General features: G+C 63.0%; 15 protein-coding genes. 10 read left to right on the plus strand and 5 right to left on the minus strand.

From position 1 onward, the window contains the following. Nucleotides 1-52: 52 nt before the first annotated feature. The 6 genes from hflK (at nucleotide 53) to EAY64_RS11625 (ending at nucleotide 6,654) form a co-directional block, all read left to right on the plus strand. Entirely contained in the window at nucleotides 53-1,105 is a 1,053-nt protein-coding gene (gene hflK / locus EAY64_RS11600) for an FtsH protease activity modulator HflK (protein WP_226034199.1), read from the plus strand. After that, nucleotides 1,105-1,983 carry a protease modulator HflC gene (gene hflC / locus EAY64_RS11605; protein WP_103524925.1) on the plus strand — a complete coding sequence of 293 codons (879 nt, stop codon included), beginning with the start codon at nucleotides 1,105-1,107 and terminating at the stop codon, nucleotides 1,981-1,983. Before hflK ends, hflC begins: the two co-directional genes overlap by 1 nt. Further along, nucleotides 1,980-3,230 carry an NRAMP family divalent metal transporter gene (locus tag EAY64_RS11610; protein ID WP_199734436.1) on the plus strand — a complete coding sequence of 417 codons (1,251 nt, stop codon included), beginning with the start codon at nucleotides 1,980-1,982 and terminating at the stop codon, nucleotides 3,228-3,230. Before hflC ends, EAY64_RS11610 begins: the two co-directional genes overlap by 4 nt. A gap of 33 nt (nucleotides 3,231-3,263) precedes the next feature. After that, nucleotides 3,264-4,448: a YjbE family putative metal transport protein gene (locus EAY64_RS11615; RefSeq protein ID WP_103524926.1), complete on the plus strand. Its 1,185-nt coding sequence runs from the start codon at nucleotides 3,264-3,266 to the stop codon at nucleotides 4,446-4,448. A 125-nt stretch (nucleotides 4,449-4,573) separates the two neighbouring features. Next, on the plus strand, nucleotides 4,574-5,827 hold the full coding sequence (locus EAY64_RS11620; RefSeq protein ID WP_103524927.1) for a DUF1615 domain-containing protein: 1,254 nt from the start codon (nucleotides 4,574-4,576) through the stop codon (nucleotides 5,825-5,827). Nucleotides 5,828-5,925: 98 nt separating this feature from the next. Beyond that, complete coding sequence (locus EAY64_RS11625) at nucleotides 5,926-6,654, plus strand: substrate-binding periplasmic protein (protein WP_103524928.1); 729 nt, start codon at nucleotides 5,926-5,928, stop codon at nucleotides 6,652-6,654. A gap of 53 nt (nucleotides 6,655-6,707) precedes the next feature. Here the strand turns inward: EAY64_RS11625 and EAY64_RS11630 are convergent, their stop codons facing one another. The 5 genes from EAY64_RS11630 to EAY64_RS11650 all read right to left on the minus strand — a co-directional run bounded on the left by EAY64_RS11630 (nucleotide 6,708) and on the right by EAY64_RS11650 (nucleotide 11,375). Then, entirely contained in the window at nucleotides 6,708-7,358 is a 651-nt protein-coding gene (locus EAY64_RS11630) for an HAD family hydrolase (RefSeq protein WP_226034200.1), read from the minus strand. Next, nucleotides 7,358-8,362, minus strand: a complete 1,005-nt coding sequence (locus EAY64_RS11635; RefSeq protein WP_103524930.1) for an ABC transporter ATP-binding protein — start codon at nucleotides 8,360-8,362, stop codon at nucleotides 7,358-7,360. The genes EAY64_RS11630 and EAY64_RS11635 overlap by 1 nt, the downstream gene beginning before the upstream one ends. Before the next feature lie 26 nt (nucleotides 8,363-8,388). Next, nucleotides 8,389-9,180, minus strand: coding sequence for an ABC transporter permease (locus tag EAY64_RS11640; RefSeq protein ID WP_103524931.1), 792 nt, complete (start codon nucleotides 9,178-9,180; stop codon nucleotides 8,389-8,391). Continuing rightward, nucleotides 9,177-10,091, minus strand: a complete 915-nt coding sequence (locus EAY64_RS11645) for an ABC transporter permease (protein ID WP_103524932.1) — start codon at nucleotides 10,089-10,091, stop codon at nucleotides 9,177-9,179. Before EAY64_RS11645 ends, EAY64_RS11640 begins: the two co-directional genes overlap by 4 nt. A 186-nt stretch (nucleotides 10,092-10,277) precedes the next feature. Further along, a complete protein-coding gene (locus EAY64_RS11650; RefSeq protein ID WP_103524933.1) occupies nucleotides 10,278-11,375 on the minus strand; it encodes an ABC transporter substrate-binding protein in 1,098 nt (365 codons plus the stop codon). 327 nt (nucleotides 11,376-11,702) lie between these two features. Here EAY64_RS11650 and EAY64_RS11655 point away from each other — a divergent pair, with 327 nt between their 5' ends. From EAY64_RS11655 to EAY64_RS11670, 4 genes are all read left to right on the plus strand, one after another. After that, nucleotides 11,703-12,467, plus strand: coding sequence for a UTRA domain-containing protein (locus tag EAY64_RS11655; protein WP_103524962.1), 765 nt, complete (start codon nucleotides 11,703-11,705; stop codon nucleotides 12,465-12,467). 147 nt (nucleotides 12,468-12,614) lie between these two features. Then, the gene (locus tag EAY64_RS11660; protein ID WP_147456212.1) at nucleotides 12,615-13,130 is read left to right on the plus strand and encodes a hypothetical protein; all 516 of its coding nucleotides are present in this window, start codon (nucleotides 12,615-12,617) and stop codon (nucleotides 13,128-13,130) included. A gap of 65 nt (nucleotides 13,131-13,195) precedes the next feature. After that, nucleotides 13,196-13,741: a hypothetical protein gene (locus EAY64_RS11665; RefSeq protein ID WP_103524935.1), complete on the plus strand. Its 546-nt coding sequence runs from the start codon at nucleotides 13,196-13,198 to the stop codon at nucleotides 13,739-13,741. Between the two features lie 134 nt (nucleotides 13,742-13,875). Beyond that, nucleotides 13,876-14,868 (plus strand): asparaginase, encoded by a 993-nt coding sequence (locus tag EAY64_RS11670; RefSeq protein WP_103524963.1) that lies wholly within the window; start codon nucleotides 13,876-13,878, stop codon nucleotides 14,866-14,868. The last annotated feature ends 490 nt before the right edge of the window (nucleotides 14,869-15,358 follow it).

The raw sequence follows: 15,358 nt of genomic DNA on the forward strand, positions 1-15,358 counted from the left end.
CTTGCCGGGCAAGCGAGGGCGACCGTCGCCCAATAGTGAGAGAGGCAAGGCTGTGCAACAAGACGAAGCCGGACAACACGCTCCGGCCGCGGTAGCGGACAGTGCCGGGGGCCAGCATGGCTGGTCGCAGCGGCTGGATTACTATCTGGATGTGATGGGCATGCGCGGCAAGGGCCTGCTGCTGCTGGGCGGCCTGCTGGCCACCGGCTGGATCATGGCCGGCATTTACAAGGTGCAGCCGGACGAGCAGGGCGTGGTGCTGCGCCTGGGGCGCTGGGTGGATACTACCCAGGCCGGGCTGCATTATCACCTGCCATGGCCGATTGAAACCGTGCTGCTGCCCAAGGTCACCCAGATCAAGCAATTGAAACTGGCTAATCTGTTTGACGGTGCGGCCACTGACTCCAGCGACCCGCGCGAAAAACAGATGCTGACTGGCGACGAAAACATCGTCGAGGCCGATTGCGCAGTGTTCTGGCGCATCAAGGATGCCGGGCAGTTTTTGTTCAAGGTGAACAATCCGGAAACCTCGCTGCGCATTGCCGCGGAAAGCGCCATGCGCGAGGTGGTGTCGCGTACGCCGATTCAGGCGGTGATGTCCAACCGCCGCCAGCAGGTAGCGGAAGAAACCCGCGCCCTGCTGCAAAGCCGGCTGGATGATGCCGAAAGCGGCATCATCGTCACCCAGGTGCAGCTGCAGCGGGTAGACCCGCCGGCCGCCGTCATCGACGCCTTCAACGATGTGCAGCGCGCCCGTGCCGACCAGGAACGCGCCCGTAACGAAGCCCAGGCCTATAGCAACGATATCCTGCCCAAGGCGCGTGGCGATGCCGCCCGCATCCTGCAGGAAGCCCAGGCCTATCAGAGCCAGGTGGTGAATCTGGCGCAGGGCGAGGCCAAGCGTTTTGACTCGGTTTACCAGAGCTATGCCCAGTCCAAGGATGTCACTGCCTGGCGGCTGTATCTGGACAGCATGGACGAAGTCTTGAAAAAGGCCAGCAAGGTGGTGGTGGATTCATCCGGCAAGGCGGGTAATGGCGGCGTGCTGTCGCTGCTGCAATTGCAGGATAAGGACAAACCCAAGCCGGCGAAGGAGACCCGCTGATGGCCCGCTCGTACAAAGGCGCCGGCATCCTCGGCGCACTGGCAGTGTTGTGGCTGCTGTCGTCCTCCTTCTATACCCTCAGCGAAGGGCAGAAGGGGCTGATCATCCGCCTGGGTGCCCCCATCGACGTGGATGCCGAGCCCGGACTCAAGTTCAAGCTGCCGCTGGTGGACAGCCTGCAGTTTTATGATGTGCGGCTGCAAACGCTGGCACCGCCGCCGGAACAGATCATTCTGGGTGATGAAAAGCGGCTGGAAGTGGAAACCTACACCCGCTATCGCATTGCCAATCCGCTGCGCTTTTATCAGGCGCTGCGCACGGAAGACCAGGCCCGCTTGCAGCTCACCCAGCTGGTGAGTACCTCGCTGCGGCGCGAGCTGGGCAAGGTGCCGCTCAAATCCCTGCTATCCGAAGAACGTACCCGCATCGTGCAGCAGATCCAGCAGGAAACCGCTACCCGTGCCCGTTCCTTGGGCATCGAAGTCACCGAAGTGCGCCTGCACCGCGCCGACCTGCCGCTGGAAACCAGCCAGGCGATTTACGACCGCATGAAGTCGGCGCGGCAGCAGGAAGCACGCGAACTGCGCGCCCAGGGTGGGCAGTGGGCCCAGGAAATCCAGGCCAAGGCCGATGGCGAACGCACGGTAATCCTGTCCGAAGCGCAGCGGCAGAGCGCCATTATTCATGGCGAGGCCGATGCCCAGGCCAACAAGGTGCTGGCGGCGGCCTTCAGCAAGGACCCCAAGTTCTACAAGTTCTACCGCTCGCTGCAGACTTATCGTCAGGCACTCTCTGATTCGGCCCCCACCTTGCTGTTGACGCCGGATTCGGCGCTGCTGCATGACTTCCGCAACGGGCCGGCTACCGGCAAGCCATGAGCCAGCTGGTACTCGCGCAGTGGCTGTCCGCCGGCCGGCTGCGCCGTCTGGCGGCCACGCTGGGGCCGGGGCTGGTGGTGATGCTGGCCGATACCGATGCCGGCAGCGTGCTGACGGCGGCGCAAAGCGGTGCGCAGTGGGGCTATCGCCTGTTGCTGCTGCAGTTCCTCATCATTCCGCTGCTGTTCATCGTGCAGGAGCTGACGGTGCGGCTGGCGCTGTCTACCGGCAAGGGCTATAGCGAGCTGATCCTGCAGCGCTTTGGCCGCTGCTGGGCCCAGCTGTCCTGCGCCGCGCTGGTGGCCAGCTGCTTTGGTGCGCTGCTGACCGAGATGAGCGGGCTGGCCGGTGTCGGCCAGCTTTATGGCGTGCCGGTATGGCAGAGTGTGGCGCTGGTGGCCGGGCTGATCCTGCTGATGGTATGCAGCGGCAGCTACCGTGCGGTGGAGCGCGTGGCCATGCTGTTTGGCGTGGCCGAGCTGGCCTTCCTCTACATGGCCTGGCATGCCCGGCCCGACCTGCAGCATATCCGGCAGCAGGCGCTGGACATGCCGCTGCACGATGCCAGCTATCTCTACCTGCTGGCGGCCAATCTGGGCAGCAGCGTGATGCCGTGGACGGTGTTCTACCAGCAGTCGGCGCTGATCGACAAGGGACTGGACCTGCGCGACCTGCGTGCAGCACGGCTGGATACCATGCTGGGGGCGGTGCTGTGCCAGCTGGTGACCGCCGCCGTGCTGATTGCCGCGGCTGCGGTGTTTGCCGGCCATGGCGGGGTGGTGCTGGATACCGTGCCCGAACTGGCGGATGCCTTCGGTCGTGTGCTGGGGCCGCTGGCCGGCCGTTTGCTGTTTGCGCTGGCGCTCAGCGGCGGCGCGCTGGTGGCCACCATCGTGGTCTGTTTGTCGGCGGCCTGGGCGCTGGGGGAGATGCGCGGCACCCGTCATTCGCTGGAGCAGCATCCGCTGCAGGCGCCGTGGTTCTACGGTGCGTTTGCCCTGTTGCTGCTGGCCGCAGCGCTGACCGTGGTGCTGAGTCACAGCCTGGTGCGGCTGTCCATTGCCACCGCCGTGCTCAATGCGGTGCTGCTGCCACTGGTGCTGGGTTTTCTGTTCTGGCTGGCGCGCAGCGAGCTGCCGCCAGGGCTGCGGCTGCAGGGGCGCTATGCCGTGGCCGTGGGGATACTGTTTTTACTGACTGGCGGGCTGGGTTTGTACGCCGGGGTGACCGGGGCCTTGCATGGCTGAACCGGGCGCGATTGTGCTGAATGAAAGGCTGTGATGGAGCTGGATGGTTTGATGCATGCGCTGGGCATGACGCTGCAAGTGTTTTTCCTCGACCTGATTCTCAGTGGTGACAATGCGCTGGTGATTGCGGTGGCCTGCCGCTCGCTGCCGCCGCAGCTGATGCGCAAGGCGGTGCTGCTGGGCACCGGCTTTGCCATTTTGCTGCGGGTCTTGCTCACCACGGTGGTGGGCTTCCTGCTGCAAGTGCCCTTGCTGAAACTGCTGGGCGCGGCCTTGCTGATCAGCATTGCCATCAAGCTGCTGCTGGGCGATGACGACGGCGATGCCCTCCCTGGCAGTGCTGCCGACAGCCGGCAGCTGTGGTCGGCAGTATCGGTGGTGGTGATGGCCGACCTGGTACTCAGCCTGGACAATGTGGTGGCGCTGGCTGCGGCTGCGCAGGGCAGCGTGCTGTATCTGATACTCGGCCTGCTGTTCAGCGTGCCCTTGCTGATGTACGGCAGCCTGTTCATTGCCCGCCTGCTGAATGAAATACCGCTGCTGATTCCGCTGGGCGGCGCCCTGCTGGGCTGGGTGGCCGGCCAGATCGCGGTGAGCGACCCGCTGTTGGCCGACTGGGTGAATACCCAGGCTCCGGCACTGCAGGTGGTGGTACCGCTGCTGTGCGTGGTGTTCGTGCGGGTGGAAAGCAGCATCATCCGCGAACGTGCGGCGAAACTCACCCCGCCACCACCACTGGGCTGGCTGGAAGGCCTGATGGGCCGCCTAGCGCGCATTGGCGAGGCGGGTGCCACGCCGCAGATGGCGCTGGACAGCCCGGTTGTGCATGCCGACCCGCAGGGCAGCCATGAGCCGGCGATGCTGGCGACCGCGCCTGCCGGAGCAGTCGGTGAAACCGTGGCCGTGAGCCATGCCCTGCCGGCGGATGACGCGCCCGCGCTGCTTCCCGCTCAGGCCGGCCGCGCAGCGCAGCAGATGGCCGAGGCCGCCCCTGCGGCGACTGCGCCCAGCCGCAGCGAACCAGTCGCTGCCGTCAGTGCAGCGCGACCGCCACGCAAGGATGGCCTGCTGGCCTCGCCCGGCCTCGCCCTGTTGGTGAAGCTGCTGCTGGGGCTTGCCGTGCTGATTGGCGTGTGCGCCCTGGGCTGGCTGGTGTTCCATCTGCTCAGTCAGGGCTTTTTGCCGACACCGGCTCCCAGTAGCAAACTGAAACACTGACAGCGGGCAGCCTGGGCAACAGACAAGTGGCTGGGCAAAGCTGCCGCCATTGTTTACAGTCGAGGGCTGCCGCATTCTTGCCCGCCTGCCCTTCTGTGGGGCGGCGGCTTTCGAGGTTGATCCGCATGTACCGTTATCTGTCTGCCGGCTTGTTGCTGGCCCTTGCCGGCTGCGCCAGCAGCGTGGCTCCACTTCCTGCTCCGGTGGTGTCGCCGGCCGTGCGCCCGGCGCCGATGCCCGATCCGCAAACCCTGCTGCCCGCGCCGCCGCCGACCGCGCTCCCGCCGGCAGCGCCTGCCAGTGTGCCGCTGAGCAAGCCGGTGCCGGCTCCGCTGTTGCCTGCCTACAATAATGAGCAGGAAGGCGCGGCCTTGCTGGAGCGCCTGCTGCCGCGCGGCATTCCCGCCCGCCGCGAATGGCATGGCGACATCATGAGCGCCTTCAGCCATCTGAAGATTCCCTATGCACCGCAGTATTTCTGCGCGGTGCTGGCAGTGGCCGAGCAGGAATCCGGCTTTAATCCGGACCCGGTGGTGCCGAATCTGTCCAAGATCGTCTGGGGGCAGATCGAGGAGCGGCGGCAGAAGTACTTCATTCCCTCGCTGGTGGTGGATGCTGCCATGCTGAAGAAGTCGCCCAATGGCCAAAGCTACAAGGAGCGGGTGAATGCGCTGCGTACCAAGAAGCAGATGAATGCCTTGTACGAAGACATGATCCGCGAGCTGCCCTTCGGCCAGACCATCTTCGAACACAAGAACCCCATCCGCGATGGCGGGCCGATGCAGGTGAGCGTGGCCTTTGCCGAAACCCAGGTGCGCGCCTGGCCCTATCCCTACAGCTACAGCAGCCTGCGCGACGAAGTGTTCAGCTTGCGTGGCAGTGTGTATTTCGGTTCTGCCATCCTGCTGCAATATCCCATCAGCTATCCTGACATGGTCTACCGCTTTGCCGACTACAATGCCGGGCGCTATGCCAGCCGCAATGCGGCTTTCCAGCTGGCGGTGCAGCATCTGTCCGGACAGAAGCTGGCGCTGGATGGCGACATCATGCTGTACAGCGACAAGATGAACCGCGTGTTGTCCGGCGCTACCAGCGATACCCAGCGTGCGCTGAATGGCCTGGCTGGGCGGCTGCGCATGAGTCCGGACGAGATGGCACGTGATTTGCGCCAGGAAAAGCTGTCCGGCTTCAGCCAGACCGAGCTGTACAAGCGGGTATTTGCGCTGGCCGACCAGTCCGGCAAGGCTGCGCCACGCCAGATCATTCCGCAGATCGTGCTGGTCAGCCCCAAGTTCACCCACCAGCTCACCACCGAGTGGTTTGCCCGCCGGGTGGATGGTCGCTATCAGAGCTGCATGGCACGCGGGGGATTTCATTAGGCAAGCGAGACATCCTCATGCCACACCGATGGCAGGATGATGGCCAGGCCGCCGGCCAATAGCGGCGGCACAGCAGGGACACTCGGGGAAGAGTGAGCATGGTAAAGCCACAAACATGGCTGGCCGGGGTGGCCGGTCTGTTGCTGGCGCTGTCGGCTGCTGCAGGGGAGCTGGTGGTGCTGGTGGATGACAGTACCGAAATGCCGCAGGCCAATATCGTCAACGGGCAGCTGCAGGACGGACTGCATCGCGATATCGGCCTGGAGCTGGCGGCGCATCTGCAGCTGGATGTGCGCTTCCGGATATTGCCGCGCAAGCGGCTGATTGCGGCGCTGGAGCAAGGGCAGGGTGATGTTGTCTGCCTGGCCCTGCCGCAATGGATGCCGGGGCCCACGTTGCGCTGGAGCCGGCCCTTCCTGGACAACCAGGACTTGTTGCTCAGCAGCCGGCAGGCAGCACCGCGCAGCAAGCTGGCGGATGTGGCCGGACAGCCGGTGGGCACCGTGCTGGGTTTTGCCTATCCGGAAATGCTGCAGCAACTGGGCAGCGGCTTTGTGCGCGATGACGCCCACGGCATGTATGACAACCTGCGCAAGCTGGCGGCTGGCCGGGTGCAGCATGTGGTGACCAACCGGCTGTATCTGGATTACCAGCTGGCGCATGGCTTGCGCTTGCCGCCGTTGCAGCCGGCACTGGTGATCAGCCAGTATCGCAACCGCTGCGCCCTGTCACCGCGCAGCCTGATCACCCGCAGCGAGCTGGACCGGGCGCTGGCCGCCATGCAGCAAGACGGCGTGTTCCAGCGCATGTTGCGCCATTATCGCTGATGGGTCTGGCCGCAGCCGGCCGCCTGCCGCGCCAGCAGGGCGGCCCGCCGTGGCTAGCGCTGCCAGTTCAGCTGGGTCCACCCGTGCTGTACTGCCACGGCGGCCAGTTTCGGGTCGGCATTCACCGTATAAGCCTGCTCCACCGCCTGTAGCAGCGGCACATCGTTGATGGAGTCGCTATAGCCATGACTGCCTGCCAGCGCGGCGCAGTGCTGCGTCAGCCAGTCTTGCAGGCGCAGCACCTTGCCGTGCTGATAGGTCAGCACGCTGTGGGTGCGGCCGGTATAGCAGCCATCGCGGGTTTCCAGGCAGATGGCCAGAAAGTCGTCCGCTCCCAGAAAGCGTGCAATCGGCCCCACCAGATGCTCGCCCGTGGCGGAAATCACCAGCAGGGTGCGGCCCTCAGCCTTGTAGCGCGCCAGGGTTTCCCGTGCGGCCGGAAAGACGATGGGCGCGATCTTGTCGGCGATGAAGCGCTCCACCCACTCGGCCATGTCCTCCACGCTGCGCCCTTGCATCGGCTGCAGGGTGAATTCCATATAGTCTTCCATGCGCAGCTCGCCCCGGCGGTAGGCGGCCATCAGCTCGGCCTCGCGCGGCAGCATGTCAGCAGCGGCCAGGCCGTGTTCCACCATGAATTGCAGCCACAGGCTGGAGCTGTCGCCGTCGGTGAGGGTATCGTCCAGATCGAATATGGCCAGCATCAGCGTACCTCGCGCATGTCGTCGCGGCTGATCTGCAACCGTACTTCGGTGCCGGCCGGCATCAGGTCGCTGGCGGTACGGTTCAGCCGGTCTACCTGCAGGGTGATGCCGGCACTTTCAATCTGGTAGCGGATGATATTGCCCAGCAGCTGGTGCTGGCGGATGGTGCCGGCCAGGGTGCCGTCCTGCTGGCTGTGGCCGTCCAGTACGTGAATGGATTCCGGGCGGATGGCCAGGTGGCCGCTGATGTTCAGCCCCAGCAGGCGGTTGGTGTCGGCCGCACCCAGCAGATTGTAATTGCCCATGAAACGGGCAACAAACTCGGTGGCCGGTTCGGTGTAGACGATTTCGGCGCGGCCTTCCTGCTCCACCCGGCCCTGGTTCATCACGAAGATGCGGTCGGACATGGTGAGCGCTTCTTCCTGATCGTGGGTGACGAAAATGGTGGTCAGGCCGAGGCGGCGCTGGATGTCGCGGATCTGTTCGCGCAGATTCTTGCGGATGCGCGCGTCCAGTGCCGACAAGGGCTCGTCCAGCAACAGGATGCGCGGCTCCACTACCAGGGCACGGGCCAGCGCCACGCGTTGACGCTGCCCGCCGGACAATTCGTGCGGGTAGTGGTTCTCCTTGCCGGTCAGCTCCACCAGCTTGATCACCTCGGCCACCTTGCGCTTGATGTCGTCGGCCGGGCATTTGCGCATTTTCAGGCCAAAGCCGATGTTCTGCGTCACGTTCATATTGGGAAACAGCGCATAGCTCTGGAACACCATGCCGATGCCGCGCTTTTGTGCGGCCTGCTGGGTGATGTCCTCGCCACCGACGCAGATGCGGCCGGAGGTGGGGGTTTCAAAGCCGGCGATCATGCGCAGTACCGTGGTCTTGCCGCAGCCGGAGGGGCCAAGGAAAGTCACAAACTCGCCCTGTTCGATGCTCATGTTGAAGTCGTGCACCACGACGTGGTCGTCGAAGCGCTTGTGCAGATTATTGATGGTGAGATAGGCCATGCTGGTTCCTTGAATTCTGTCTGTGCTCAGGCCGTCTTGCGGGCCGGGCGGGCATTGCGGGCGAATACCTGGATCAGCCCCATCGAGGCCCAGGTCACCATGAAGGCGATGATGGCCAGAGCCGACGGCTCGTAAGCCCGGTTGGCGCCAATCAGCTGCAGATAGGGGCCAAAAGCCGGGCGGCCCAGCAGGCTGGCCATGGTGAATTCGCCAATCACTACCGCAAAGGTAAGAAAGGCGCCGGACAGGATGGCCGATTTCACATTGGGAAAAATCACCTGCAGCAGGATGCTGGGCCAGCTGGCGCCCAGGCTCTCCGCCGCTTCGGTCAGCGTGCGCACGTCGATGGCCCTGAGGCCGGCATCAACCGAGCGGTACAGATAGGGCAGGGCCAGCGTCACGTAGCTGCACATCAACAGCAGGTCGGTGGCGCGTTCATTGCCGGTCAGCGGCAGCCAGGAGCTGCTGTTGTACAGCTTGAGGTAGCCAAACACGATGACGATGGCCGGAATCACCAGCGGCAGCAGGGTGATGAACTCCACCAGCGGGCGCAACCGTGGCAGCTTCAGCTGAATCCAGTAGGCGGTGGGCACCACCAGCAGGATGCCGACGATGATGGTGAGCACCGCCATCAGCGTGGAGTAGCCAAAGGTGGCCTGGAAGCCGGGGTCGGCCAGCACCACCTTGTAGGCCTCGAAGCTGTAGCCGTCGCGGTTCATCTTCAGGCTGAATTCGAAAGTGGCGATCAGCGGCAGAACAAAATAAAGGGTGCCGATGGCAATGGCCACCCAGGCGCCCAGTCGGGATGTCGATTTCATTCACGCCCCCTTTCGGCGCGGCTGCGCAGCCAGATATAGCCGGCATTGGATAGGCCGGTCACCACGATCATGCCCAGTGCCAGGGCGTAGCCCAGATTCTGGTCGTGCAGCACGTCGCCGCGAATCTGTGCATACAGCAGGATGGGAACGATATTGAGCGAGCTGCCAGTCAGCGCATAGGCTGTGGCCACCGCGCCAAAGGCATTGGCGAACAGCAACAGCGCCGAGCCCATGATGCTGGGCCACAGGATGGGCAGGGCGATATGCCACCAGTAGGCCACGCTGTTGCCGCCCAGGCTTTCGCAGGCTTCGCGCCATTCGGCACGCAGGCCATCGATGGCCGGGGTGACAATCAGCACCATCAGCGGAATCTGGAAGTACAGATAGGTCAGCGTCAGGCCCAGAAAGCTGAGAATGGAAAAGCCAGTACCGTAGAGGTCGAAGTCGGCATAGTTGCGCAGCAATACCGTCACCAGACCCATGCGGCCCAGGGTGGACAGAAAGGCGAAGGACAAGGGGATGCCGGCAAAATTGGAGGCGACGCCGGAAAAGGTCATCAGCGTCGGGCGTATCCATTGCGGCAAGCCGCCCTGAATGGCGGCCAGCGCCAGCGCCAGGCCGATGACCGTGCCACCCAGCGCCGAAGCCGCGCTGACTTCAAAGCTGATCCAGTAAGCCGACAGGATGCTGTCGTCGAACAGCTTGGCGATATTGCCCAGGGTGAAGTGGCCGTCGGCATCCTGAAACGCCCCTATCATCAGCGTGGCGGTGGGCAGGATCAGAAACAGCAATGCAAACAGGAAAAACGGTGCCACGCCCAGCCAGTTGAGCGCCGACAGTGTCAGACCCTTGCGGATCTGGCCGGCTCCGGGCTCGGGGCGGTGCGTGAGGGAATCGGGTGAAGTACTCATCCGTGGTGCAGCCTCGTGTACAAGGGAGTGCCCGGCATCAGCAGTGGGGGGGCCGGTGGGCTGCCGCTGCCTTGCTGTTGTACTGCCGCAGGGGCAGGTTCGGGTCGGGTCCCTGATGGGTGGGATCAAAAACCGTCATGGCCGCTTGCACGGCCATGAGGTCTGGGTGCTCAGATGCTGACGGGCTTACTTGACGTTGCTGCCCACCACGCTGTCCCACTGCTTGGTGATGGTGGCCTTGTACACTTCCTGTTGTTCCAGGGTGGGGAAGACGGCCTTTTTGTAGTTGGCGGCAGCCGGCAGCTTGGACAGCAGGTCAGCCGGTACTTTCTTGCGCGCAGCCAGGTCGTTGAAACGGCTCGGGTGGCAATAGCCCTTCAGCCAGCCCAGTTGGCCTTCGTCGGAGTACAGGTATTCCATCCACAGCTTGGCGGCGTTCGGGTGCGGAGCGTAGGCGCTGATCGCCTGTACATACACGCCAGCCACCACGCCGGACTTCGGTACTACCACGGCCACTTTCGGGTTGCCCTTCAGGGTGTCGCGGTCGGCCAGGGCGTTGTAGTCCCAGCGTACGATGATGGGGGTGGTGCCCTGGGCCAGCGAGGCCGCCTTGCCGATCACCGGTACGAAGTTGCCGTTCTTGTTCAGTTGCGAGAAGAATTTCAGGCCGGCATCGGCGGCCTTGGCCGGGTTGCCACCTGCTTGCGACAGGCCGGCAGCGTACACGCCCATGATGGCCTGGTTGGCGGTGCGCGGGTCACCGGCCAGCGCCACGGCGTTCTTGTATTCCGGTTTCAGGAGGTCAGCCCAGTCGGCCGGTACTTTCTTGATGATGTCGGTATTCACTTCGAAGGCCAGCACGCCGTAGTAGTCGCCGTACCAGAAGCCATCCTTGTCCTTCACCTCAGCCGGAATGCTGTTCCAGGTGGACACCTTGTACGGCTGGATCAGGCCGGCTTCCTTGGCTTGCGGGCCAAAGGACAGACCAACGTCGATCACGTCCGGTGCCTGCGGGCCCTTGTTGCCCTTGTTGGCCTTGATGGCTTCGACTTCATCACCGGAACCAGCGTCAGGATTCAGTTCGTTCACCTTGATGCCGTACTTGGCCTTGAAGCCGGCCACCAGGTCGCCATAGCCACACCAGTCATGCGGCAGGCCGATGGTGGTCAGCTCGCCTTCCTGCTTGGCCGCCTTGATCAGGCTGTTCAGATCCTGTGCATGTACAGCGGAAGCACCTACACTCAGTGCGGACAAAACTACTGCAGCCATCAGCTTCTTGTTCATTGGTTCCATCCTTTGGACTAGGTCAGTTGAGCAGGGCGATCATAGGCAGTGCAGATGACGAAATGATGTGGGGGAAGTTTCAGTTGCATGTCTGTTGTGTGAAGTCTTGCGTACGACCTGTTTTGGCCATATTCCGACATGCTGTCGCAGGCTTGTCATTTGAGTTTGCTAAACAGTCATGGCGGCTAACAAAATAGCGCAGCGTCCCTGAGGCAAGCTGTGCCGATGCTGGCAATACCAGCAGTACGGCAAGCCGGCCTGATGCTGCTGCAGGGCTTTGTTAGCGGCTCCCAGCTGCAATCAAATCAACGTGGACTAGTCCAGAGCATGTCAGAAGAAAATAACCAGACACAAGTCGCCCGGATAAGACAGTCCCTGCTGGCGCAGATCGAGGGGGGATTGTTGCCTCCCGGCGGTAAATTGCCGTCCGAACGCAGCTTGTCCGAGCTGTTTGATACCACCCGTATCACCCTGAAAGATGCCTTGCTGGCGCTGGAGGCCGAAGGCTGCATCTACCGTGAGGACCGGCGTGGCTGGTTTGTCGCCCCGCCCCGGCTGGAATACAACCCGCAATACCGGGTGCATTTCCAGCAGATGGTGCAGCAGCAGCAACGGCGCGTGGATACCCGGGTGTTGTCGGCGCGCAGCATGGTGGCCACGCCGGAGATGTGCCAGCGGCTGCAATTGTCGGCACTGGCGCGGGTTTTGCAGATTTGCCGCCAGCGCAGCCTGGATGGCCGGGTGGTGATGTATGTCGAGCACTATCTGAAGCCGGAATGCTTTCCCGGCATCATGAACGAAGACCTGTCGCAATCGCTGACCGAGCTGTACCAGACGCGTTACGGCCTGCATTACCGCCGTTCACGCTTCGACATCACCCCCACGGCCGCACGCGGTGAGGTGGCGCAGGCGCTGATGCTGGCCGATGGCAGCCCCATCCTGCGCATCACCCGCATCAATTACGACCAGCAGCAGCGCATCATCGATTGTGATGTCGAGTACTGGCGGCACGATGCCATCCGGCTGTCGGTGGACAGCCAGCTGCCGACCGAGCCGGGCGATCTGGGCATTACTGCCATGCCAATGGGCTAATGTGTGAATTATTTGTCATTTTTGTCATGAATTAACAATTGCACACATTTCCATTACAAATGCTTACCAAGTGATACAGCCCCGGTACAGACTGAGATGCTTGCCTGGTTCATGCTGCAATCACGATAACAACACCGGAGAATGCTGATGAAAAACCGAATCCATCGCCTGGCCGGCTGGCTGCTGCTGGCCGCTGCGACCAGCAGCCTGACAGCCTGCGTCGTGACTCCGACCCGCACCCAGGTGGTGTACAAGCCGGCCCCGGTGGCTGCCGCCCCGCACTGGAATCCTGCCGAACATCCCTATTACGGCCATGCCATGAGCGATCTGCGCCAGGCGCGCGCTCTGCTGGCGCGGCCGGATGCACAACCGGTGCAGGATGACGAGCGCTGGGCAGTCGGTGCCATCGATGCCGCCCTGAAGGAAATGACCCAGGCGTCGATCCAGGATGGCAAGAACCCCTGGCAGCCGCAGCCTGTCGATGCACGCCTCAGCCCGACCGACCGCTTCCATCAGGCCCTGCAATTGCTGGATCAGGCCAAGCGCGATGCCAGCCACCGCGAGGATGACCCCTGGGTGCGTGACTTGCAGGGACGCATCCTGCACCACATCGACGATGCTCATCGTGCCACCCAGCAAGCCATTGCCGACGCACTGCGCTGAACCCGGCTGTGCTACTGCTTTACCGCAACAATAATAAAGATCGCTTGTAATCAAGGAGAGCAATCATGTTGATCCTGAAGAAATCTGTCGCCAGCCTGCTGCTGGCTGGTGTGGCCCTGCTGGCAAGCGGATCGGCCATGGCCGATGACTGGCACGGCAATGACTGGCATCCCGACATGCGCCAGGGGGAGTGGCATGAAGGCATGCCCTGGCGCTTCGAGCAGCACCACTGGCAGCCGGAACAGCATCCCTACTACAGCCATGCCATGACTGACCTGCGCATCGCCCGTGATTTGCTGTCCCGTCCGGACCAGCCACGGGTGGAGCAGGGCGAGCGCCGTGCCGTGGAAGCCATCAACCAGGCCCTGCATGCCATGCATGATGCGGCCATCGATGATGGCAAAGACCCCTTCCAGCGCCAGCCGCCGGATGCCAGCTACCGTCCGGATGACCGCTTCCACCAGGCCCTGCGCCTGCTGGACAAGGCAAAGCAGGATGCCAGCCATGAAGAGGACGATCCCTATCTGCGTGGCCTGCAACATTACATCCTCGGTCAGATCGGTGTCGCCCAGCATGCTGTGAATGACGCCATCAACGAAGCATTGCGCTAAGCCCTCTTGGTTCCGAGCCCCCCGCCACAGCCGGTCTGTCGCGGGGGTTTTTGCTGCCTGGCGGGCGGCTTGCCGCCAACCGACCGGTTTTGCGCTACCATGCCGGCTGTTTGATGTTGACCAAGGATGCAACCATGACCCGCCTGCTTGTCCTCTATAGTGGAGGCACCATTGGCATGGACCACACCCCGGATGGCCTGGCCCCCGTTTCCGGCCTGCTGCCACGGCTGCTGGAGCGCTTCCGTACTCCGACGCTGGACTTTGACGTGGTGGAATACCCGCAGCTGATCGACTCGTCGGCCATCGTGCCGGCGCAGTGGCAGCAATTGCTGGACGACCTGATCGCCCGCTATGCCGATTACGACGGTTTCGTGGTGATCCACGGCACCGACACCATGGCCTATACCGCCAGCGTGCTGGCCTTTGCCCTGCAAGGCCTGGCCAAGCCGGTTATTGTCACCGGTTCACAACTGCCGCTGGTGCATCCGCGCTCGGATGGCTGGAGCAATCTGGCCGATGCGCTGGAGGCCGCCAGCCAGCCCGATCTGCACGAAGTGTGCATTGCCTTCAATCGCCTGCTGCTGCGTGGCTGCCGTGCACGCAAGCTGGATGCCGCCAGCTTTGCCGGCTTTGCCAGCCCCAATGCCCCGGCCTTGGCCCGCTTTGGCATCCAGGCCGACTGGCAGCGCCAGCACTGGCTGACCAGTACTGGCGCTTTTGCCCCGGTAAAGCTGGATGTTGCGCTCAAGCTGGCCACCTTTTTCCTCACTCCCGGCCATGCCAGTACGCTGGCAGGGCAGATCATGCAGGCGGGCGAACTGGATGGCGCCGTACTGATGAGCTATGGCAATGGCAATACGCCGGCTGATCCGGCCTTGCTTGCTGGCGTGGCTGCGCTGACCGCCGCTGGTGGTGCAGTGCTGAATATCAGTCAGGTGGTGCATGGCGCGGTCGAAGTCGGGGCCTATGCCGCCAGCCAGCCACTGGCGCGAGCCGGAGCCGTGGCCGGCGCAGACCTGACACCGGAAGCAGCCACCGCCAAGCTGCTGGTGTTGCTGTCGCAGGGCTTGCGTGGCGAGGCCTTGCGCCAGCAGCTGGCGACCCCGCTGCGGGGCGAGAGCAGCTAAGCTGGCCAGGCCAGTCCGGGGGAAAGAACAAGGGCGTGCCATTGGCACGCCCTTGTTGCTTTCAGTAGCGGTGAATTGCCTAAAAAACAGGCAGTCATGTTTTTCACTGCCAGATCAGTAGCTTGCCCATGCTATCCACAAGCCCTCCACACCGTGGTACACGTGGGGTGGGGAAAAGCGGGGCTGCTGCCTAAAAAACAGGCAATGGCAGAAAGCCTGTTATGACTCAATGGTTTAGACAGTTTGTCCACAGTCCACACACAAGGCTGTCCCCTCTGCTTGTGCAAAACCCTGTTGTGCTGGCCATCACGGCTTGCTCAGTGTGAACTGCTAGCTGCTGCCTAAAAAAGAAGCAGCACAGGAAAAGTCCATTTCTTTCAGTGGCTTGCTTTAGTTGCCCACAGGCGGTGCACAAGCCTGTCCCCGCCTGCTGTGCAAAAACATGCGCAACAGCCCGTTGCAGCGGTGGATAGCGTCAGTAGACGGCGTA

The sequence above is a fragment of the Aquitalea palustris genome (assembly GCF_003693445.1).
Taxonomy (GTDB): Bacteria; Pseudomonadota; Gammaproteobacteria; order Burkholderiales; family Chromobacteriaceae; genus Aquitalea; species Aquitalea palustris.